The following is a 20,241-nucleotide window of genomic DNA, read 5'->3' on the forward strand; positions in this document are numbered from 1 at the left end:
TCTCCGGCGCCAGCAGGTATTTGGGCAGTTCGTCATGGACGAGAGCCATCTGCCGCAGGGCGAGCGCAGCAGGATAATCAATCGCCACTGGTAACTGTAAAGCAGGGGACTGGGTATACTGGGCTGGCAAATTCACGGCGCTCTCCCCGACAGGCTGTTATTTTTTATGCTCTGCTGCAGGGCAACATTCATCTGTGCGATAGTTTGCCGCCGCAGTCTTGCCTGAACCGAACGTCTGTTACGCTCCTCCTGCCACGCCTTCCAGAGGACAGGCTGGGCAGACCATTCCGTCGCATCAAGGCGGGTGTCAGGCAGACCGGTCAGTTTGCGGAGGCGCCGTGAGAGGATCAGGGCCTTCAGCCCGAGACGCGCATACTGGTACTGACGCTCCTGAAAACCTTCTTTGTGATAGGGAGCCCAGCTATGCTCTGAAGCTGCTGCAATATCCCGACGGGCTTCGCTCTGCAGTATGGGCAGCTCACGAATCCGGTACATGATCAGCGGAGGAAGCGTGCGCCAGTCCCCCGAAACATCCAGGACACTCAGCTCAGGCGGCTTTACCGCTGGGGAATACTCACCTTGCTGATCGGGCTCGCCCTGGTCCGTGGCTACCTGGGCACAGCCCTCGGCAAACTGCTCCAGCAAAAAGACGAGCTCCGTGGCGATAAAAAGACGCTCACTGGCCTGCTTCGCCGCCGCCGCGCTTTCCTCACGCCAGCGGGTTAAGTAGTGGGCCAGGTACACGCCGCCCAACGCAGCAAACCCCGTGATGATCTGCGGCCACAGGCCGGGGCTGTCTTTGACGATCTTCACGCCTTCAGTGGCAATAAACCAGTCACCCATATGTGTTCCTTATTGAGCACAAAACCCGTTACCCATTGCGATTCCTTGAATTTCCACATTAAAAAGACCAAAAGGCAGTTAAAACATCGATATCATCATCATCAAGGTATTTTCGTTTAGTTATTGCGGGGTTATCGAGATCATCAAACAGATTAAACCGCAGAAACTCATTGCTATTAATGTAACACCATACAGAACCGTCATATTCAGCCAACTGCCTACCTGAACAGGAAATAACAACAGGCTGCTGCTGGAAAAACATAGGAATAGATTTGGAAGACCAGGGCACCCAGACAATCCAGACCTTTTGATGGCCGCATTTGGTTGTCAAGTAATCACACACTTCCTTTAATGTTTTTGGCAATGTCAATCCCCATTGAAATTATCACGACCCGCAATCACCTTGCCCCTTCCATTCAGTGACGATGATCGCCCTCGCAGTTTCATACTGTAAACATCACTCACCTGATAATAAGCAGCCATATAGCCACGTCATTAAATTACCGGACGGCGGTTTTCAGGTGATCCGACTTTTCTGTTTATGGCAACTTTCCGGAAGTGTACCACGGCGTAAAAATAATCATACCGTGGTTTTCGGCCCGGAGCCGCCGTTAACGATCACCCCGGAAAAACACAACATCTGGTAGCAATAGCAGCTGATGAATCCACCACATGTTGTGTTTACCGGGGTAGCGGGGCAGGGTGACGATCCGCAGATCCGAGAAAATGAGTTTTCGGATCTGCAGAGAGGGAAAGAAGAATTATTGCTAAAAAGTCACAAAAACCTGCACATTGTTGCGAATTGGGGATTATTGCCTGATGTGCAAAATTCTTTAATGACTAAGCCTTAAATAGCAACAAAGAGGAAAGGAAAACTTTTTTTCAGTTTTTTTTTCTAACCGGCCTTAAAGGCCGCCCCCCTGGCAGTAAATATTTGCAGATAAACACAGACATTAAGGAGAACAATATGTCTACATTAATAACTGCAGTATTAGCTGTCATCTATACCCTAATCGCCATCGGCCAGTTCATCTGGGCAATCGTGGTCGCTTACCGTGGTCTAACGTGGTTTTTGACCAATTTTGACGACCTTCTTCATATCTGGAAACGAAACTGGCGATTCCAGAGACGTTTCATACTCAGACGCATCTGGAAGCGTATCTTTAGTCACTGATAATGTTATCGAGCGGCATCCCCAGTCCAGCCATCCAGCACAGACAGCACCAGGTGGTGTACACCATCCGGGTCTGACCGGATTTCCATTTGCGGATGGTACGCTCGTCCACCGCCAGCCGGTGGGCCAGCTGCATGTCGGTCAGGGGGATCAGCCCCCGGACCACGGCGATGTCCCGGACCGAAGGCATCTGCCAGGTCTCTGTGCTGGCCAGTGTGTAAACGTTAAACGCATTGGTTTTGACCAGCAAGTGGATGTGCGCCAAGTGTGCTTGATTGCTCATCGTGCCATCCACCTGTCAGGAGCCACTGAGGCCAGGAACCCGGTGCTGCAGAAACTCAATTCTGGCAATGGCCGATCTGGACACAGATTTTCCCTCACAGTCTATGCCGAAAGTTGCGTTCCCGTCCGGCGGGAGGTCACGGACTGATGTATAGGCATATGCCAGAGCTGTTTCAAGAACTCCTTTTTCATAAACAATCTCCCCCTCGAACCAGACAATACAGGGATGAAGCACTCTGAGATAATGCGGTTTAAGATCGTGACCATATTTCTCCTGGTAGGCATTACAGACATCCTCGACCAGCTCCGGCAGCCAGAGGTAATCATGCTGTCCATTTTCACTGGCGTTAAAATGTAATTCCCGGACTAGATGACCATAAGGTCCCCAGTGCATTTTATCGCCGGTTCTGAGCTGAAACATCTCGTCCGGGACGCCCCCCGGAACATCCCATTCCCGCAGGTTTTTACGGACCATCTCACTCGGGGCCAGCTCGAGCAGCATTTTCATGGCGAGTGGCTCTGACTGATTTAGCGCCAGTAACCCCGCCGGAAAAGTATTACCGGCGAAAGTCCGGGTACCATGAAACCACAGAGCTCGGGTGAATGGACCAGGTTCGCCCAGTTCCGCACAGACGTACTCTCTCAGGTAATGGGGTGCATCAACCAACAAGCGAGGATTAAGCTCGTAGATACTTTCAAGATCGAGCGAAAGCAGTAATTTTTTCAGCTTTTCTGGGCTACAGCCAAACCCGGCAGATAATGTATGCAACGCCTGAGGTCGTGAGGAACAATCGAGAATCAACATTGTGTAAATCCCTTACAAATCCAATACGTTAACAGCTCTGGCTCGACGGCGGGCCATATTGTCGAGCAGCAGGGTCGCATAATATTTCAAAAAGGGTAAAAGCTCCGGAGCGCTGAACCTGGCGTAGACGTCCCCATCTCCCTGGGATTCCCTGAAAACAATCCAGTCTACAAGGTGTGCATCGTTGACTGACTCTACCTGGACACAGAAATGAGCCACTGAATTCCGCATCTTATGGATCAACTCCCGCAGGTTCATTTCGGGTCCGGGCAGCTGTGACTCATGTAATCCCATTTCAGCTTTAAGCTGCAGCGTTAAACGTTCGGCAGGCAGGAAAGAGAGCGCCCTCTCTTTCGGTAACACGATAAGACCCAGAAGGCAATTCAGGGTCAATGTGTAGTTGTACTGCTCCCTGAATGGCTTGCCCTGCACCTCAATCATTTCGTTATATTGATCAATAAGCGCCAGTGTTCGCTGAACAAAATCGGTCTCAAAATCTGAATAATTTCCCATTTAACCCTCCCGTTCCGGTTCGAGAATCCACTATATCATCCGGTCAGCCTGACGGCTCAGGTACGGCATTTCCGATTATTGGGGTTTTCGGATCTCAGGAGGAATGCAGAAGGATTTGTGCTTATAATGCAATACTAATTATTGGTTTTAAACATAATCGCATTATTGCTTATTTAGCATTAAAAATTGAAAATATTTGCATTACATTCAATAAAAGAGCGAGGCTCTTATTTCCCCATGTAAATTTTAAGGCCTTGTAGAAAGCGAGACGGTAGTGAACTTGCGGAACTAAGAATAAACTGTCTCGACCCTTTCAGGGCACTGGAGTGTGCAGATGTACGTCAGAGCCCTGCGCCTTTTGCAATAAATAATTAAAGGACTGAACATGGCGACCACAGTAATAGCTGCCTTTAACGAATTTATGAAAGATTCCGTGAATCTCAAAAAGGCAGATACCGATGACGCGCGTGCAAGTCGCGACTGGCTTATCGGTAAGATGAATGATTTTGAGAAGGACGATAAATTTCCGGTGAGTTATCCAGCGATCCATATTGCCTTTGGTTCCTTTGCCAGAAGAACCAAAATCCGTCCTCTGGACGATATCGATCTGATGTTCGGCTTATCCGCGCAGAGTGCCACCTATAACGTTCTGAGTGACCGGATCACTCTGACCTCTTCCGGCGAGGGGTCGCGCCTGCACGGGTATCGGCATTCCGGAGCTGACACTATCTGCTCCGTCAGAATTCTGAATGCCTTTAAAAACCGCCTGCAGGACATTGCCCAGTACGCCCAGGCTGATATCAGGCGTAACCAGGAAGCCGTCACGCTGAAACTGGTCAGCAAGGACTGGAATTTTGACATCGTACCCTGCTTTATTACCAGCGAAGATGCCTTTGGACGGACTTACTATCTGATCCCCGACGGCAAAGGCCACTGGAAGTTTACCGACCCCCGCAAAGACAGGGACAGAGTCACAACTGTCAATGTGCAGAATGACGGCAATGTGCTGAATGTCATCAGGGCAGTCAAGTACTGGCAGCGGCGTCCGACGATGCCCTCCATGAGTTCCTACCTGCTGGAGACGCTGATTCTGGACTATTACGCCGGCAGGGCAGCCTGCTCATCGTTTGTCGATATGGAGCTGGAAGCGCTTTTCCGCCATCTCGGTCTGTACGTACAGTTCTCCGTCAACGATCCCAAAGGCATACAGGGAGATATCAACTCTCTTTCAGCCGAGGCGCGTAAGGCGATTTCGGACAGATGTTATCTCGATGCGCAGAAGGTATCGGAGGCGAGATGGTTTGAGGAGAACAAAGAGTATGAAAAATCCATCAATAAATGGCGCGATGTGTTCGGGCCGTTCTTTCCTGTTTACGGGTGAACCATGAATGCCATTTACACTAACCAGTCGACCAGAGAAAACCTGGATTTACTGTATGCGCAGGCCCGTGTTTACGACAGGGTAAAAAACTGGAACAGGCTGAATTTTATCTTCAGCATCATCGTGCCGTTCCTGCTTTCGCTCGTTACCGTATACAACCGGAGCCGGGGCTTTGTCGATTCAGAGCTGCTGTCTTCACTGCTGGGGTTGTATGGACTCCTGGTGCTTACTTTTAACATTATCATCAGCGGACACACCGCGGCACTGCGCAGGAAGGCAGCCTCAATCCAGGAAATGTACGACTGCCGGGTACTGGGCATCCGGCGCAATGACCTGAAGGTGGAGGAGATCCCACGGGATGACATCATCCGGGCAGCTGCCTATTTCAGGGACAGTCCGGAAAAAGCACGAAAGCGATTTGGCGAAGAGGGGTGGTACGTCAGTAAAGTGTATGACGCGCCGCTGGCCGTAATGGCGCTCCTGTGCCACGGAAAAAACCTCGGCTGGGACAAATCGCTCAGGGAGGTGCTGCACGTATTTTATCTTTCAGCTTTTATTGTCTCGCCTGTCGCGATGCTTGTTTACGGCATCGCCATGAAATCCGGGCTGAATGAGATCCTATTCTATGTGGTGTTCACACTGCCGGTCATCCGCTATTTCTTGCTTCAGTTTCTGGATAATCGCAGCAGTATGAAAAGAAGCGAGAAGCTGAAAAAGTACGTTGAGAAGGAATTATCCGGCATCAGGGTGTCCGGAAGGGCAGAAGAAGAGCAACTGGGTTATACGCTCCGGAATATCCAGGATGAGATGTTCGCCTACCGGGCCTCATGTCCGCCCGTTCCCAACGGTATTCAGCTGATAATGAAGCCCAAAAATGAGCGAATTTATGTTGATTACTTTGAAACGAATCTGAAGGGGCTGCACCTTCAGGAGTAATCCCTCCTTAGCTCCGGTGTAGGATTTACGTATGCCGGAGCACATCACGATAAACCATTCAGGTTGCTTGGCAGCCAGCGTAAACACATAGTCATCTTCACCTCAGATAGTTAGCATCCGGCTTTAGGGGTTTTCGGATCTGTGTGAGAAAAGAAAGGAGCCAATGCTAATAATGCAATAATTTATAATTATTATTGCCATTTCAGCACTATTGTTATAAATGCAATAATAACCAGACGCTAATGCCAAAAAAGAAACATCTGAAGATGTTGCCGCGCGCTCTCATCCGCAATCTGAATGCGGTTCTGGTTCAGATCAAATATTTATTAACTGGTGACGGAAATAAAATGAAGTCGGAACGGGATCGCCCTAATATAAATGAAATTATGCGGAGCCTCCGGGCATTCATCAGCGACTGAATAAAGGTATCAAGGAATGTATCCCGTATTTGAGAATGGATCCTGCTGGGTCAAGGTGGATTTTCATCTTCATACCCGTGCAGATAAAGAATTTCGCTATGCCGGGGAACCCGACAGATATATTCGCGACTACGTCTGTGCCCTAAAAGCGGCTGGAGTGGGAGTAGGCGTGATCACCAACCACAATAAATTCGATCCCGGAGAGTTTAAGGCATTACGCAAAGCCGCGCGCCGCGAAGGCACTGAACTGCTTCCCGGCGTGGAACTGTCTGTTAATGATGGTCAGGCCGGCGTGCACACGCTTGTGGTGTTTGCCGATGACTGGTTTATCAACCCGCAGCAGACGAATCATATTGAAAGTTTCCTGACGGCCACGTTTGCGGGCGTTGATAATTTTGAGAACGAAAATGCCCGTTCAACAGAAAATATCACTCAGACCATCCAGCGCCTTGACCGGTATGAACGGGATTACTTCATTGTGTTTGCCCACGTGGAAGCTCCTAACGGATTATGGGGCGGACTGAGCCCTGGTCGGATCGTGGAGCTTTTTGATAATGAGCTTGTCCGCCGGCGCGTGATGGGATTTCAGAAGGTGATGACCCACGACCTGCGGGTCAAAATTCACGGCGTTCTCGGTAGGCGCTATCCTGCAGAAGTTCAGGGATGCGATGCCAAAACGCTGGATGACATCGGCGCCAGAAAAGTCGCCAGCTATCTGAAGCTGGGTGATTACAATTTTGAAGCTGTCCGATTTGCTCTGCAAGATTTCCCGCACCGCGTCAGCGGGGAAAAACCGGCCCTTATGCACAGCCATATCCGTCAGATGGCATTCGAGGGAGCCGGTTCGCTCGGCGGAACCGTGGTGAAATTATCTCCGGAGCTGAACACCCTGATTGGGATCCGTGGCAGCGGAAAATCCTCCATACTTGAAGGGATCCGCTATGCCCTGGACATTCCGTTTGGCGAGAAGGCCTCTGACCGCGACTACAAAGAAAATCTGATAAGTAATTTACTCAAAAGCGGGGGGAAAATTACCGTCGACGCCGTGTGCCGTCTCGGGCGGGCATATCAGATAACCCGCATTTTCGGCCAGGAACCGCAGGTCATTTTTGACAGCCAGGCCAGACGCGGGGTCGCGCTCCGGGAAACGGTTCTGCACAAGCCAGTGTATTTTGGCCAGAAAGATCTGTCCAATACCGGCGCAGGGTTTGAACACGATCTGATTGAAAAGCTGGTCGGTGAGCGTCTGGTTCCCGTGCGAGAAAAAATCCGGCAGCAGAATACAGTCGTGCTCGACAGGTTACGCCTGCTTCGTCGCCTGAAAAAATCGGGAGAAGCACTCTCAGAATGGCAGGCAAAAAAGGCGGATGCGCATTTCCGCCTGCGCTTTTATGCCCAGCATGGCATGGAAGAAAAACTGGAACTGCAGACCACCTTCGGGAGGGATGAGCGCTATCTCAGCAATACCTCTGCCCAGGCAACCCAAGCGCTGGACAGTCTGCAGGACGATATCAGGGAGACACTGGACGAGCTGAAGCAGGAGCAGAAACATGAATCAGCGCATAACCAGGCCGAGATCGATGACTATCGTGAGGGATATGATCGCTTCACGACCCATCTCAACTCCCTGAACACCATCGTCGACGGCGCCCGCCAGCTCCTCACAGAACTCGATACTAAGCAGCAGGCCTTCCAGCAGAAAAAGCAGGCGCTGACGGAGGAATTTGCCGAAATAGAGCGGGGCCTTGCAGAAGAGTTGCGGCGGGTCGGGGTGGAAAAAGCCGATCCGGCCGACTTTCTGAAGCTGAAGACTGAGCTGGAAACTGCGGAACAGAAAATAGATGAGTTAACCCGGGCTGAAACCAGTCAAGCGTTACAGGAGAAGAGCCTGACAGAAGCGCTGAGCCGGTTGGCTGAACTCTGGAGGGAAGAGTATAACGAAATTGAAGCCGTGCTGGCCACAATCAACCGGGCAGATTCGCCCCTGAAGATCGTGCCGGCCTTTGCAAGCGACAAAAAAGCCATGCAATCAGTTCTGAAAGAAACGTTTACTGGCAGCCGGTTGCGGGAAAGTACCTACCAGACCGTAGCTGACAGCTTCAGCGATTTTGGCGAACTCTGGCTGAACAGGGATAAACTCCGGGGGATTATCAACGGCTCTGCAGAGACGTTCGGAGTGTATCTGGAACAGCAGATAGAATCGCTGATCGTCTGGCAGATCCCGAATATCTACACCATTGAATTCCGTGGCAAACCACTGGAACAACACTCGCTGGGTCAGCGCGCCTCCGCATTAATGCTGTTTGTCCTGAACCAGCAGGATAATGATGTGGTGATCATCGATCAGCCCGAAGATGACTTGGACAATCAGACGATTTATGACGACGTGATTAAAATCATCCGAACGATGAAACCCCGCACCCAGTTTATCTTTGCTACTCACAATGCCAACATCCCGGTTCTGGGTGACGCTGAGAATGTCTGTGCCTGTGAATATGCCAGCGGCAGGATCCAGGCTGCCGGTGGAGGTGTGGATGCTCCTCATGTACAACAGCACATTATTTCGGTGATGGAGGGCGGACGGGAAGCTTTCGAACGGCGTAGGGAAGTTTACGGCTCATGGCTCAGTAAAACCTGATGCCATCATGTTTACTGAGCATACAGAAAAAGCCGCAAATGCGGCTTTTTCAATCAAAACGTAACGTCACAACCAGCCGACGCTCTCTCTCCATTTATAATTAGTAACTTTATCATTTTCGCTTATTTTTTTAGAGATAGAGCGAGGTTCTCTTCCTAGGTATTCAGATATTTCTGTCGGGGACAAATCAAAATCGACAAGCATGACTCTAAGTTTTTCCATTTCCTTTAAAGTCCAGGGTTTGCCAAAATTTTCATAAAGAGATACCTTATGCTCCCTGATAGTTCGCTTTCTCTGAATTTCGCTTTCCCTCTGAAAAATCTCGTTTTTAAACTGTGAACGGAACTCTTTACAGAAATTTCCATCCGTTTCCTTGTTATACAGGTTACTAAAAATAAGTTGGGATGCCGGATCTAAATCAGGTGCATCAATAATAAAAACCTTGACCTTTTCCATATGCGGGAATTCAATTTTACCCAATATGCTTAGTTGCTTTATATTAAAAAACCCTCTCAAATAAAAAGATTTAATGAGCTTTGATTGAATTACACTTTCAATTCTGCTTGCATTTGAATAACAGTAACCAGCCATTGGAAGGGCCCATACTACCAGTTGAGGAATATATTTTTCTAATGCAATGCTCTGCCAGTCAGTATCAAAGGTTTGGTTTTTTGCTAGCATGTTTTTCGGCAAATCAGAATATAATGTTGTAGATGCCCATATCTTATAATCCTTCGCCAAGGCTTGATAGTGCTTAGTGTGGTTATGAATTTTATAAGCTGACATGAAGCGATACACATCATCATCGTGACCCGCGGCGTAAATTGTTCGGTTTCCTCTCAGGTAACCGTCGTAATGTTCGTTTATCCTTCTACCTACATTACAACTTACCCCAACGTAAACCACACGATTGAAAAGTCCTTTATGGACAATAAGATAAACTCCACTACAGCCAGATTTCCTAGCCTCTGATATAGAACCTAAAAATCTCCATTCCATAATTAAATCCATTATTATTGCTACTTTTTTTGTTTATCATTATTTTCGTGAAACTTCAACAAATCAACCCAAGATCTAAGGGAAAAGACTTATATAATTATACTGACCTGCTCCCTGTTGATTCACACAGAATGCTGTTAGCAATGTCCGTTCCTCGCTCGCAGCAGCCTGTCATAACCGCTCAAAAAAAGGCTTAACGTAGGATATTTTCCGTTTTCCAAGCGGCCCCCTCTTCGCCCGGCCGCTGGCCAGCGGCGTGCTGAACCTCGATGACTTCAGCGACGAGGCGCTGGCCCGAGCCTGCACCCCGGTGCGGCTGCGGGCGACCTTCCCGCGGGCGGTCGCTGCGCAGCGCGCCGACGATCCGGCGATGGCCGATTACCTGGTGCTGACCGCACCCTTCGTGGAAAGCCTGCAGCTGATCGCCGCCGCCGGCGAGCTCAGTGCCGCGGTGGAGATCCTCTCCGGGCAGGGCGCCTATCCGGGCACCGACGACGGCCTGCCGCCGTTCCTGTCCCTGCATATCCGCGGCGCTGTCTTCCAGTCGACCTTCAGCTGGCCGGTGTTCGCCGAGCTTCGCCGCCTGCTGCGCGCGCATCAGCACGGCGATCTCACCCGCAGCTATCAGGGACGGCACGTCTCGCTATATGTGCCGGAGAGCAGCGACCTCGGTCTGGTGTTGCCGAATTTGCGGCTGCGGCTGGCGCCGGACACTTTCACCCCCGCTCGAGGCCTATCTGCTGACGCAGCTGGAGCACCCGGCGGCGGCGCTGCTGGCCGATCTCGCCGCGCTGTACGGCGATCTGTGATCGCCGCAATAACGCAATATTGTCAGATTTACCCTATAGTTAGGAGCGATCGCCGAGGCGCGATCTTGTAGTAACCGCTTATTTTTAACCAATGGATCACGACATGAGAAAATCTACATTTTCTGCTCTGCTGTTACTGTGCCTAACGCCGGCGCTGGCGCTCGGTGCCACACCGGCACCCCACGCCATCATCAAAACCGCCCCTGTTTATCCTGAACAGGCCCTGTCGAAAAGCACCAGTGGCGTCGTCAAGGTGAAATACGATATCGAACACGACGGCACGGTCAGGCATGTGCGTATTGTGCAGGCGAGGCCTGCCGGTGTCTTTGACGAGGCGGTGTTGACCGCCATGAAAAGCTGGCGCTTTGAACGCGATCAACCGGTGAAGGATCGCGAATTTACCTTTAACTTCAACACCAAACCAACCAACTCGGTCTATGGCAACGGGGTTCCGTTTCGCTGATCACCCGCAAAGCCGATATGATGGCAAGTTCGAAAGATGAAAAAGGCCGATGTCCAGGGAGGCGCGAATGACCAAAGCGTATTATTGGAAAAGTCAGGTTTGGGGAGTAGCCTGCTTTTTTAGCGCGCTCTATTACATCCATTCCTTCCAGGACAGGGTGAACATCCCTCTCGCGCTGGTCATTGCCTTTCTGAGCTTTTTGCTCTATCCCTGTGCCAAAAAGGGCATTGAAACGGCCGCCCTGCGCTTCACCAATGAAGCATTCTGGCACCGCGGGTTGTTCGCCGATACCATTGGCAAAAATGGGCTACTGGTTCTGTATTATGTGTTCTGTTTTATCATGGCCCTGCCGCTGGGCATCCTGTATCTGCTTGCCCTGTTCCTCAGAAATAAAAAGGCCGCGTAAGCGGCCTTGCTGACGTTAAATACCGACGGCTTTGTTGACCTTCTCCATGAGCTTTTCATTAACCAGCACGCTGACCAAAGTCATGATAATGGCAAAACCGAAAAGACCCAGTGGCGTGCCCAACATCACGCTGAAGGCAAACGCCGTCAGCGTCGTGGCGGCCGCGCCTGCCGCAAGTGTCTCCACTTTAACGAAAACAGGTCTGAAGTTCTGCGTTCGTATCGCTTTGGGCAGCTCGACGATGACGACATCGTAGAAATCAATGGCTCTGCTCGTGTAGTTGAACGCCTTGCTAAACTTGACAAGATTCTGGGCGATATGCTCTCGGCGCACCGACTCCAGCGCTTTAGCCACCGCTTCGCGATCGGCGACGCTGAATTTCTTGTTCAGCACGTCCTTGTACTTCTCAAACGCCTTCAGCGCCTCCTCCGCATTTTTGAGCGTTTTCCCCTTGGCCGCATCGGCCAGCTCTTTGGCCACCTTGGCGGACTGCTCGCCAAATTTCTCCGTCAGTTCCTTGTAAAAATCCGCCGTCGTCTTGATGGCGTCTTTCATCGCCTCCTCTTCCTTCTTCCTGGCCTCTTCGGCCTTACGATCCGCTTCCGCTTTCTCCAGCCGCTGCAGGTTATCACGGGCGGCATTCAGGTTTTTCGAGGCATTGTCAAACTCCTGATTGGCGAGGTTGAGATCGCGGTTTGCCGCATCGACCTGGGCCCGCAGTTTGTTCACCTCCTCCTCACTCTGTTTCAGCGCATCCAGGAGTTGTTGTCTGTTTTCTTGATCCGAAGGGATGATTGAAGGGCCTGGGAGATGTTTATCGATCACCTCTTTCGTACGGTCTCGCATTATGATTGCGGAACTGAGGCTGGTCTGAGTACGGTAGGTCCTGCGTTGAAGATCGTCGCGTTTTTGCTTCGCAGTGTTTAACCGGCTTTCTGCCTGCTGAACATTCTTTTTCGCCGCATCGATGTTATGCGTCGCTTCCCATTCAGCCTGTTTGCGTTTCGCTTCCTCCTCGGCGCGTCGTTTGGCTTCCGCTTCTGCCGCTTTACGTTTGGCTTCTTCTTCCGCCTTACGTTTTGCCTCTTCGGCCGCCTTACGTCGGGCTTCTTCTTCGGCCTTACGCTTGGCGGCGTCTTGCTGTTCTTTTTGCCACTGCTGATAAGCATTAGTCAGGCCAGGCACTGCCACATTGGATTTTCTGTACCCGGTGCGATCATTCCCTTTGCCGCCGCCGTTGATCTCGTATTTTTGCGTGATCTCGGTCATGACCTTGTTGTTGTCAAGCCAAAAGCCAGGTGGAATTTGGCCGCGACGGACCGCCGTAAAGATAGCCAGCGGAAGGGTATAGTCCGCCGCCGGGTTTTTGCCGGCATAGCGCCCATCCGAAATGCTGGCGTTATTGCCAAAATTCTGGCTGGCCGGCGGTTTGGCAGCATCGATGATGGAATTCAGTACGCGGGTTGCACCGCCCGCACCATCATCCACAACCGATGAATTATCATAGTTCATGACGACCCCGTTCATCGTTGGCTGACCCTGGGCATTGATAATGACCTTGCCATAGCGGGAGGTATGCACATCACCGGGCTTCATGATCAACTTATTGGTCGTGCCGGTATTGCCACCGCCGCTGTCGCCCCCGTTACCTGTGGGGCCAGTAGGGCCAGGTTGGCTGGGACGGTCGCCGGTCACCGTCATGCTGTCGCCATCATCCGGTGAATGATAAGTAAATTTGGTATTTGCATTAAAAAGCATGGGCTATCTCCGTTGATAAATACTGTACAAATGCACAGTTAAATCGACTGTATAGACCGTGTCTGCTGGGGACAACCCCATGGAGGACAGTTTCGTTTGTACTAAGGCGGGTACAACAGGCGTTGTGATCGAGTACAACCGAATCAGTCCCAGGAAGATCCGGAACCACCAAAAATCGGATCTCAATGCAGAATGAAAAACACTGGTGTAACCAGAGCATAAATAGGTGAAAATTGTTGCAATAAAATCACTAATGACTAACCGGCACAAAAATGATGATTATTATCTGCATTGTAACAATAATCCGATCACCATCACTTCCCGTAGGGCCCGCTTCCTCATGTCAGTATGACTCAGAAAATCTTATCCAAATGACCCGACCTGAATACAAAAATGCGCTACGATGTAAAGACTTATAAAACTCATGGATAAGGAGAAAAAAATGGCGCAACTCAGGATCCGGGGCGTAAGAAGCTACGCACCCGACAGGGATATTTGCTTTGATCTCAGCAGCAAAGTGACGCTCATCTATGGTCAGAACGGCTCAGGAAAATCCACGATATCTGGCTATTTTTATGACAGTCAGGCCGATAAATATCGGCACTGCGCATTTGAGAGTCCACACATCAGCCACTTTCAGGTATTTAATCAGGAATATATTGACAGTAAATTCGCCCGTTCGGACTATCAGCCCGGGATATTCACGCTTAGCGAGGCCAATCAGGAAAGCCAGGATAAAATAAACAGTAATAATAAAGAAAGAGCAAAACTGATTGTTCGCATAGATAAGCTCAAGGAAGAGATTGCACATAAAGAAGGGATGAAAGAAACGGTCATCGACGGCTGTGCCAAGGATGTATTCAACAGGACAGTCAATGACAGAAAAATTCTCAGTGCCTTCCTTGATGGCGCTAAAATTAAGAGATCATTCTACGAACGTATGGTGGCAACACCTCTTTCAGAGGTTCGTACCACAACCGAGGAACTGGCGGATAAATGGCGGACATTAAGCCAAAGCGAAGGAAAGCTCGTCGCCGAAATTCATCTTCCTACGATCAGCCCCTTAACGGAAGACGTGAAAAAGCTGATGCAGGAACCGGTTATGCCTGCAACCAGCACGCAATTCTCTGCCCTCATTCAGAAAATCGGTAATGCAGACTGGGTGAGCCAGGGACAGCATTATATACATGACGATATTTGCCCATTCTGCCAGCAATCCTTTGATGTCACGGCTTTTTTGCACGAGCTCACTCAGATGTTCGATGAGTCATATCAAACCTCTCTTGAGACGCTGAGCCATGCAGCAGAACGACAGGCTCAGAACTGTGATAGCCTGGCCGAATTTGAATCCCGCGTTGCGACCCATTCTTTCGTTGATGAGGGAAGCCAGGTTTTATCTCTGGTGAAAGCGGTAAATAAAGGCTTTCAGATCTTGTTACAGCAACTCCTTAATAAAATTAAGGAACCGTCTCTGAAGGTACAACCTGAGAACCTTGAAGAACCCCTGTTCTTACTCCAAAATGAAGTGAGCGCGTTCAATATTCGGGTACGGGAAAATAACCGACTGGCTGAAAACTTCACCCAGGAAAAGCAGTCCCTATCCGCTGATGTCATGGCGCTCCTCAGAGGGATTTGCGAAGAATTCTTTACCGAACGTGACAGGCAGCTTGGCGAGCTTCAGAAGGAAATTGACAGCAGGTTGCACGACGGCGAGATCCTCGAAGCAAACAAGAAGCAGCTGGATAACGAGACGAATGCACTGACCGGACAACTCTCCGACATACAACCCACCATTGACAGTATCAACGCGAATCTCAGGCTGCTGGGGATCACCGGCTTTGAAATCATCTGCCATGATGCTGAAATGAAACTCTACCGTCTGCACCGGGGAAACGAGCCAGAGAAGGCGGAAGTATTCAAATCCCTGAGTGAGGGCGAGAAAACCATGGTTTCTTTCCTTTACTTCATAGAATCATGCTCCGGCAGTCTCACCCCCGAAACCATTCATCCGGAGAATAAACTTATTGTCATTGACGATCCGATTTCGAGCCTGTCACACAACTATATCTATGAAGTCGCAGCACTCATTAAACGGAAAATAATTAAGTCGGGTGCAGCCAGGCATGTGGTGATACTGACTCACAATATGTTTTTCTTCCAGGAAGTGTTGTTAAACAGCGGTCGCCTGCAGGATAACAGAGAGGCACCGGTGAACTGGTCTCTGCTTCGAATCATTAAGTCTGACTACAGCTCCTGCGAGAAGTTGTCCATGCACGAGATGCTCAATGAATATCAGGCGTTATGGCAGACCCTAAAAGACGTCAGGGATGGAAAAAATCAGCCCATTGTGCTTTTTAATACGATGAGGAATATTCTTGAATATTATTTCAGTTTTGCCTGCAAGACTGAAAAACTTAAAGAGGCCCTAGAGTCTTTGGCAAGCGAACACAGCGATGCCGGAGAATATGATTCATTTTATCGGGCTATCAACCGGCATTCTCATTCGGACGGCAGAAATATCTTTGCTACAGGCGTCATCGATAAGGAACGTTATCTGAGAATGTTCAGAAAGGTGTTTATTCAAACAAATGACGATGACCACTACTTGGCCATGATGGGGGAATCAGCAGAGCTGCCAGAAATTGTGGAATAAACGGTCAGTATCGTCACCTGCGGGTACCGTTCACTTAACGCGTCGGGAGCGAGCGCATGTGCTTACGCACATGCTCTACGCGCCCGAAACGAAAACGTGTATACCCTACAACGGGCACAATTTTCGGTTTCATGGCGGGTTTCCTTTTACAGTCCGGCTACTGCCGGAAGTCCCTGTAACCATTTACAGGCGGTAAAAAGCGCAGAGGGGAACACCCGAGGTGACGACAACAGATTATATACACCGTTCCTGTCAAAGGTAAATCATTTCCACACCAGAAAAAGGGAAAAGCAGTGATTCAGGTCTGTCCGTGACTTGACGGCGATGCACCCCAACCTTATATCACAGCGCTTCATGAAAGCCGTCACTGCTTGTTGTTAATGGCCGTCCCGCACTTCAGTTCCCTCGTAGACCATCGAACATAACATTTCCGGGTTTGCCAAATCGGACCTGAAACGAAAAACACAAGAAGTGACATAGGTAAAACATATGCATATGTCACATATCTGCATATGTATCACCTATACACAAGTAACACATTGACCTATACTGAACCTATGCTGATGGGCTATGAAGCCATAAACCAGGAGGACATCATGCGAACCGTATCCATTTTTAAAAACGGCAACAACCGCGCCATCCGTCTGCCCCGCGATCTGGATTTTGAGGGGGTGAGCGAGCTGGAGATCGTCCGGGAAGGGGACAGCATCATTCTGCGCCCCGTCCGGCCGACCTGGGGCTCCTTTGCGCAGCTGGAAAAGGCCGATCCGGACTTTTTGGCGGAGCGGCCGGATGTGGTCAGCAACGAAGGACGATTTGACCTGTGAACAAGACCTATATGCTCGACACCAACATCTGCTCGTTCATCATGCGCGAGCAGCCGGAAGCCGTCATTAAGCGCCTGGAGCAGGCGGTGCTGCGTAACCACCGCATCGTGGTCTCGGCCATCACTTATGCCGAAATGCGTTTTGGGGCTGTCGGCAAGAAGGCCTCGCCGCGCCACACGCAGCTGGTTGACGCCTTCTGCGCTCGCCTTGATGCCATCCTGTCCTGGGATCGGGCTGCGGTGGACGCCACTACCGACATCAAGGCCGCCCTGGCCGCGGCCGGGACGCCGATCGGCCCGAACGACACAGCGATCGCTGGCCATGCCATTGCCGCCGGCGCGATACTGGTGACGAATAATACAAGAGAATTTAAGCGGGTAGCGGGCCTGGTCCTGGAAGACTGGGTGAAGTAAGCAGAGGGGACAGGGCGCATATTCTGACATAGAGGACAAGCCCACAGCTGTTCCAGTCCCTGTACATCATCGGCGCGATCTTCCAGTCGACCTTCACTTGCCCGGTGTTCGCCGCCGATTGCGCAGCTACTGGCGCCAGATACCTTTATGAGTAGAACAACTGTTATTTTATACAGCATAATTGATACCTATGAGAAAAATGAGGTAACACAAATCTGCCTCTAAAATTCTCATATCTAAAGAATACAGGTATTATGGAGATAGGATGCTGGATCATAAATATTCATTGCTTGGTGGCTTTAATCGTTTTCGTATAGGACAAATATTAGCAATAGGGGCATCTGCTTTATCAAGTTTATTAATAGTGAGCTTGGCCAATAAAATGGGTATCCCAGCAAACATTCCCCCGGCAATACAAAAAATGGGTAGCGATCACGCAAGACCTGCATCAGACCTCGCTGATGCAGGTGTGCCACACTATGGAAAGTGAAAACATTTATGTGTTCAATATTGCCGGGCTACCGCCCCGAGAAATAAGGGCTTTAGATAATTCCTTCCAATGCCGGTTCCAGCTCTCCTACTTGCATTGCTCTGAGGCGAGGAGCTAAGCTCTGATGGCTATTTAAGTAATCAATGGCCCTTGTAACCAGCTTTCCTCCGCCACAGACAACGAAATAACTCTGATGTGGTGTGTGTTGTGCATCAAGAACTGTGTGGCCTAGCTTCTCTATCGCGGTCCCCCTCACTTCCTGCCATTTAGCAGTTATTTGAACAGTACCAGTGTTGGTGAACAACAGGAAGTGGGCTATTTCATTCTTTCCCGCGATCAGACCTGGATAACTGACATTTTTTTTAAACGTCATCGCCATTTCTGAGCTGTTTAGCTCAAAGCCAGCCCCCGAAATGATTGCTTCAATATCACGCAGTAATTCTGCTCTGGACATACTTTCACCTTATCGTTCTGTATCATTTTTGATCTTGGGGGGTGGCGTCAGAAAATTCAAGAGATAACCATTTTTATTTTATGGTTAATGACCACCGTCACTCTTGTGTTGAGAGCATAAAAAAAGCCCCGAAGGGCTTTGTTACTTGTCGGTAGCTTTAACCAATAGCTTCCATTTATTGCTATGCCCTTTTTTCTTACAGTTAGAGCACGGTGGAAGCCTGATACATTCCCGGTTCACGACGTCTTCGTACTTACATGTCTGGCACTCATAAATGCCAGGACTGGAAGGTACGTCGCCGATTTCACGCAGGACCCGGTATTGATCGGGTTTGTCAGTTTCAAGAACTGAACGTTTGTTTTCATAGAACGCCATTCTGTTTCCTTACATAGATAAAGTCAGGGATCGCAGCTTTTTAAGGCTGCGTATTCGTTATTTTTTCGGTTCGCGATTTACTGGGATCTTAAACATCCCACCGTTTGGACGGGTGATTCGCTTGCCCTTGACCGTTATGTAAGGGCGAAAAATATATGCCTGAGACTCATCTGTCTGGTCTGTCTTCATGGTGCATTTCCTGTTTTTCGCCACATAAATGTTGATTTTTGCTATTAAAATTGTACTGTAGCAACCAACAAATCTAGTGGCTGGCTTGTAAGAGCACTTGAGGTGGTACTCAAGCGCCGCATTTGCATGTGGTTTGTTAGGGTTAGTTCTGGTGGTACAGGCTAACCCAATCACTTTTCCTTTCTTACCCCTTTGAATGGGGTTCCATCCTGTTTTACATCCATGATCCTCCCTGTTGTTGAATCTCGTTTTGCCCATAGCCCTGAAGGTGTTTGAAATTGAGAGCGTTGTTTTACTGCCCCAATGCGATGACCATCGCCATATGGTTTGTTCGTTGCCATTTTAGTCCTCTTCCTATCGTGAAGTGTGCTACTGTTATCCTCATGATAAGTGATCTTTAAGATTAGATCAAGGTTTGCTCACCCAAGTGATAATCAGGACTGGTGCTTTATGAAAATTATTAGAAATCAAAACTTTATAGAAGATAGGCTATGGTATATCGAATGGCTGTTAATGATGAGAGGGTGGCTATCCCGTATAGACTTAATGGATAAATTTGGGATTAAGGGGGCGGCGGCTAGTCGTGACATTAAAAGGTATAAAGAACAAAAAGATGATAATTTGTATTTAGATCATAGAATTAAGAGGTATGTTGCTGATTTTGACAATTTTGAGCCTGTTTACGAAACATCTGGGGAACTTATCTTTTCGAAACTTATAGATCTGGATGAGTCTAGGTCTTTAGGTGCAGGGTATCCGCTGATAGAAACCATCCCAAGTTTGGCAGAACTAAAGCCGAAAGATATAACCGGGATTACCCGGGCGATTCTGAATATGAATGTGCTGAAACTATCCTACTGCTCCATGACTTCAGGGGCTTCGGAGAAGAGAATTGTTCCTCATTCGATGTTCCACAATGACCTTAAAACATACGTTCGTTGCTATGACCTCGGTCGGGGTAAATTTTTGGACCTCGTTGTAGGGCGAATACTTGAGATACTGGGGGAAGATGGGCCTGCGCCAGCTGAGTGCTTGAGAGAATTTGATGACGACTGGAACACCTACCTTTCTTTAGAGCTGGTTGTTCATCCCAACATAAAGCACAAGCAAGCCATTGAAAGTGACATGCAAATGGTTGGTGGGGTGAAAGTTGTTGAAGTAAGAAAGTCGCTAGCTCAGTACTGGTTACGCCGATGGTGTGTGGATTGTTCGCCAACAGCAAAGATGACTGATAAAGCTTTTCAGCTCCATCTGAGAAATTCCAGTGTTATTAAAGGCGTGAATGGTGCTTTCCCTGGAGTGAATAACCATATCGACTAACTGGTTTTCCGATCCTAATGGCGGTACTGGCAGTAGTAATTCCTGGCTATTCACTCATGTACCGCCAGCTAGTTTCATAGAGCAAAAATAGAAA

21 protein-coding genes and 1 pseudogene are annotated in these 20,241 nt (G+C 49.4%); 12 read left to right on the forward strand and 10 right to left on the reverse strand.

Translation table 11 applies throughout. From position 1 onward, the window contains the following. From AC6BYQ_RS24435 to AC6BYQ_RS24445, 3 genes and pseudogenes are all read right to left on the reverse strand, one after another. Positions 1–136 (reverse strand): annotated as a pseudogene (locus tag AC6BYQ_RS24435) (phage integrase family protein); the annotation flags it as partial. After that, positions 133–843 (reverse strand): hypothetical protein, encoded by a 711-nt coding sequence (locus AC6BYQ_RS24440; protein ID WP_261452384.1) that lies wholly within the window; start codon positions 841–843, stop codon positions 133–135. The gene AC6BYQ_RS24440 and the pseudogene AC6BYQ_RS24435, both read right to left, overlap by 4 nt. Before the next feature lie 58 nt (positions 844–901). Beyond that, positions 902–1,207, reverse strand: coding sequence for a hypothetical protein (locus AC6BYQ_RS24445; protein WP_261452383.1), 306 nt, complete (start codon positions 1,205–1,207; stop codon positions 902–904). Positions 1,208–1,502: 295 nt separating this feature from the next. Between AC6BYQ_RS24445 and AC6BYQ_RS24450 the strand changes: the two genes are divergently transcribed. Continuing rightward, a complete protein-coding gene (locus AC6BYQ_RS24450; RefSeq protein ID WP_498057653.1) occupies positions 1,503–1,694 on the forward strand; it encodes a hypothetical protein in 192 nt (63 codons plus the stop codon). Positions 1,695–2,006: 312 nt separating this feature from the next. On the opposite strand, the gene AC6BYQ_RS24455 is transcribed toward AC6BYQ_RS24450, so the two are convergent. The 3 genes from AC6BYQ_RS24455 to AC6BYQ_RS24465 are packed head-to-tail and all read right to left on the reverse strand — an operon-like array spanning position 2,007 to position 3,617. Further along, a complete protein-coding gene (locus AC6BYQ_RS24455; protein ID WP_128885015.1) occupies positions 2,007–2,300 on the reverse strand; it encodes a korC in 294 nt (97 codons plus the stop codon). A gap of 15 nt (positions 2,301–2,315) precedes the next feature. Next, entirely contained in the window at positions 2,316–3,104 is a 789-nt protein-coding gene (locus AC6BYQ_RS24460; RefSeq protein WP_128885014.1) for a hypothetical protein, read from the reverse strand. A gap of 12 nt (positions 3,105–3,116) precedes the next feature. Further along, positions 3,117–3,617 (reverse strand): HEPN family nuclease, encoded by a 501-nt coding sequence (locus AC6BYQ_RS24465; protein ID WP_128885013.1) that lies wholly within the window; start codon positions 3,615–3,617, stop codon positions 3,117–3,119. A gap of 385 nt (positions 3,618–4,002) precedes the next feature. Between AC6BYQ_RS24465 and AC6BYQ_RS24470 the strand changes: the two genes are divergently transcribed. The 3 genes from AC6BYQ_RS24470 (at position 4,003) to AC6BYQ_RS24480 (ending at position 8,991) form a co-directional block, all read left to right on the forward strand. Continuing rightward, positions 4,003–4,998 carry a nucleotidyltransferase family protein gene (locus AC6BYQ_RS24470; RefSeq protein ID WP_147823534.1) on the forward strand — a complete coding sequence of 332 codons (996 nt, stop codon included), beginning with the start codon at positions 4,003–4,005 and terminating at the stop codon, positions 4,996–4,998. Positions 4,999–5,001: 3 nt separating this feature from the next. Beyond that, positions 5,002–5,934: an S-4TM family putative pore-forming effector gene (locus AC6BYQ_RS24475; protein ID WP_498057654.1), complete on the forward strand. Its 933-nt coding sequence runs from the start codon at positions 5,002–5,004 to the stop codon at positions 5,932–5,934. A 435-nt stretch (positions 5,935–6,369) separates the two neighbouring features. Then, positions 6,370–8,991: a TrlF family AAA-like ATPase gene (locus tag AC6BYQ_RS24480; protein ID WP_498057655.1), complete on the forward strand. Its 2,622-nt coding sequence runs from the start codon at positions 6,370–6,372 to the stop codon at positions 8,989–8,991. A 66-nt stretch (positions 8,992–9,057) separates the two neighbouring features. Here the strand turns inward: AC6BYQ_RS24480 and AC6BYQ_RS24485 are convergent, their stop codons facing one another. Beyond that, the gene (locus AC6BYQ_RS24485) at positions 9,058–10,002 is read right to left on the reverse strand and encodes a GIY-YIG nuclease family protein (protein ID WP_147823531.1); all 945 of its coding nucleotides are present in this window, start codon (positions 10,000–10,002) and stop codon (positions 9,058–9,060) included. A 244-nt stretch (positions 10,003–10,246) separates the two neighbouring features. On the opposite strand from AC6BYQ_RS24485, the gene AC6BYQ_RS24490 reads away from it, so the two are divergent. The 3 genes from AC6BYQ_RS24490 (at position 10,247) to AC6BYQ_RS24500 (ending at position 11,668) form a co-directional block, all read left to right on the forward strand. Next, positions 10,247–10,870 carry a hypothetical protein gene (locus tag AC6BYQ_RS24490; RefSeq protein ID WP_147823530.1) on the forward strand — a complete coding sequence of 208 codons (624 nt, stop codon included), beginning with the start codon at positions 10,247–10,249 and terminating at the stop codon, positions 10,868–10,870. A 32-nt stretch (positions 10,871–10,902) separates the two neighbouring features. Continuing rightward, positions 10,903–11,262, forward strand: a complete 360-nt coding sequence (locus AC6BYQ_RS24495) for a TonB family protein (protein ID WP_187181942.1) — start codon at positions 10,903–10,905, stop codon at positions 11,260–11,262. Between the two features lie 67 nt (positions 11,263–11,329). Next, positions 11,330–11,668 carry a colicin E1 family microcin immunity protein gene (locus AC6BYQ_RS24500; protein WP_187181941.1) on the forward strand — a complete coding sequence of 113 codons (339 nt, stop codon included), beginning with the start codon at positions 11,330–11,332 and terminating at the stop codon, positions 11,666–11,668. 15 nt (positions 11,669–11,683) lie between these two features. Here AC6BYQ_RS24500 and AC6BYQ_RS24505 read toward each other — a convergent pair whose 3' ends face one another. Continuing rightward, positions 11,684–13,426, reverse strand: a complete 1,743-nt coding sequence (locus AC6BYQ_RS24505; RefSeq protein ID WP_498057656.1) for a colicin-like pore-forming protein — start codon at positions 13,424–13,426, stop codon at positions 11,684–11,686. Between the two features lie 424 nt (positions 13,427–13,850). Between AC6BYQ_RS24505 and AC6BYQ_RS24510 the strand changes: the two genes are divergently transcribed. The 4 genes from AC6BYQ_RS24510 (at position 13,851) to AC6BYQ_RS24525 (ending at position 17,809) form a co-directional block, all read left to right on the forward strand. Then, positions 13,851–16,079 carry an AAA family ATPase gene (locus AC6BYQ_RS24510; protein ID WP_498057657.1) on the forward strand — a complete coding sequence of 743 codons (2,229 nt, stop codon included), beginning with the start codon at positions 13,851–13,853 and terminating at the stop codon, positions 16,077–16,079. A gap of 596 nt (positions 16,080–16,675) precedes the next feature. Then, complete coding sequence (vapB, locus tag AC6BYQ_RS24515) at positions 16,676–16,906, forward strand: type II toxin-antitoxin system VapB family antitoxin (protein WP_498057658.1); 231 nt, start codon at positions 16,676–16,678, stop codon at positions 16,904–16,906. Further along, a complete protein-coding gene (locus AC6BYQ_RS24520) occupies positions 16,903–17,319 on the forward strand; it encodes a type II toxin-antitoxin system VapC family toxin (protein ID WP_498057659.1) in 417 nt (138 codons plus the stop codon). The genes vapB and AC6BYQ_RS24520 overlap by 4 nt, the downstream gene beginning before the upstream one ends. A 265-nt stretch (positions 17,320–17,584) precedes the next feature. Next, positions 17,585–17,809, forward strand: a complete 225-nt coding sequence (locus AC6BYQ_RS24525; protein ID WP_498057660.1) for a hypothetical protein — start codon at positions 17,585–17,587, stop codon at positions 17,807–17,809. 52 nt (positions 17,810–17,861) lie between these two features. On the opposite strand, the gene AC6BYQ_RS24530 is transcribed toward AC6BYQ_RS24525, so the two are convergent. Together AC6BYQ_RS24530 and AC6BYQ_RS24535 are read right to left on the reverse strand one after the other, a co-directional pair. Further along, positions 17,862–18,263 (reverse strand): PD-(D/E)XK nuclease superfamily protein, encoded by a 402-nt coding sequence (locus AC6BYQ_RS24530; RefSeq protein WP_498057661.1) that lies wholly within the window; start codon positions 18,261–18,263, stop codon positions 17,862–17,864. A 734-nt stretch (positions 18,264–18,997) separates the two neighbouring features. Further along, positions 18,998–19,168 carry a hypothetical protein gene (locus AC6BYQ_RS24535; protein ID WP_498057662.1) on the reverse strand — a complete coding sequence of 57 codons (171 nt, stop codon included), beginning with the start codon at positions 19,166–19,168 and terminating at the stop codon, positions 18,998–19,000. Positions 19,169–19,277: 109 nt separating this feature from the next. Here AC6BYQ_RS24535 and AC6BYQ_RS24540 point away from each other — a divergent pair, with 109 nt between their 5' ends. Then, positions 19,278–20,147 (forward strand): BrxR family transcriptional regulator, encoded by an 870-nt coding sequence (locus AC6BYQ_RS24540; RefSeq protein ID WP_498057663.1) that lies wholly within the window; start codon positions 19,278–19,280, stop codon positions 20,145–20,147. The last annotated feature ends 94 nt before the right edge of the window (positions 20,148–20,241 follow it).

It is taken from the genome of Serratia sp. LTN-2, assembly GCF_059740205.1.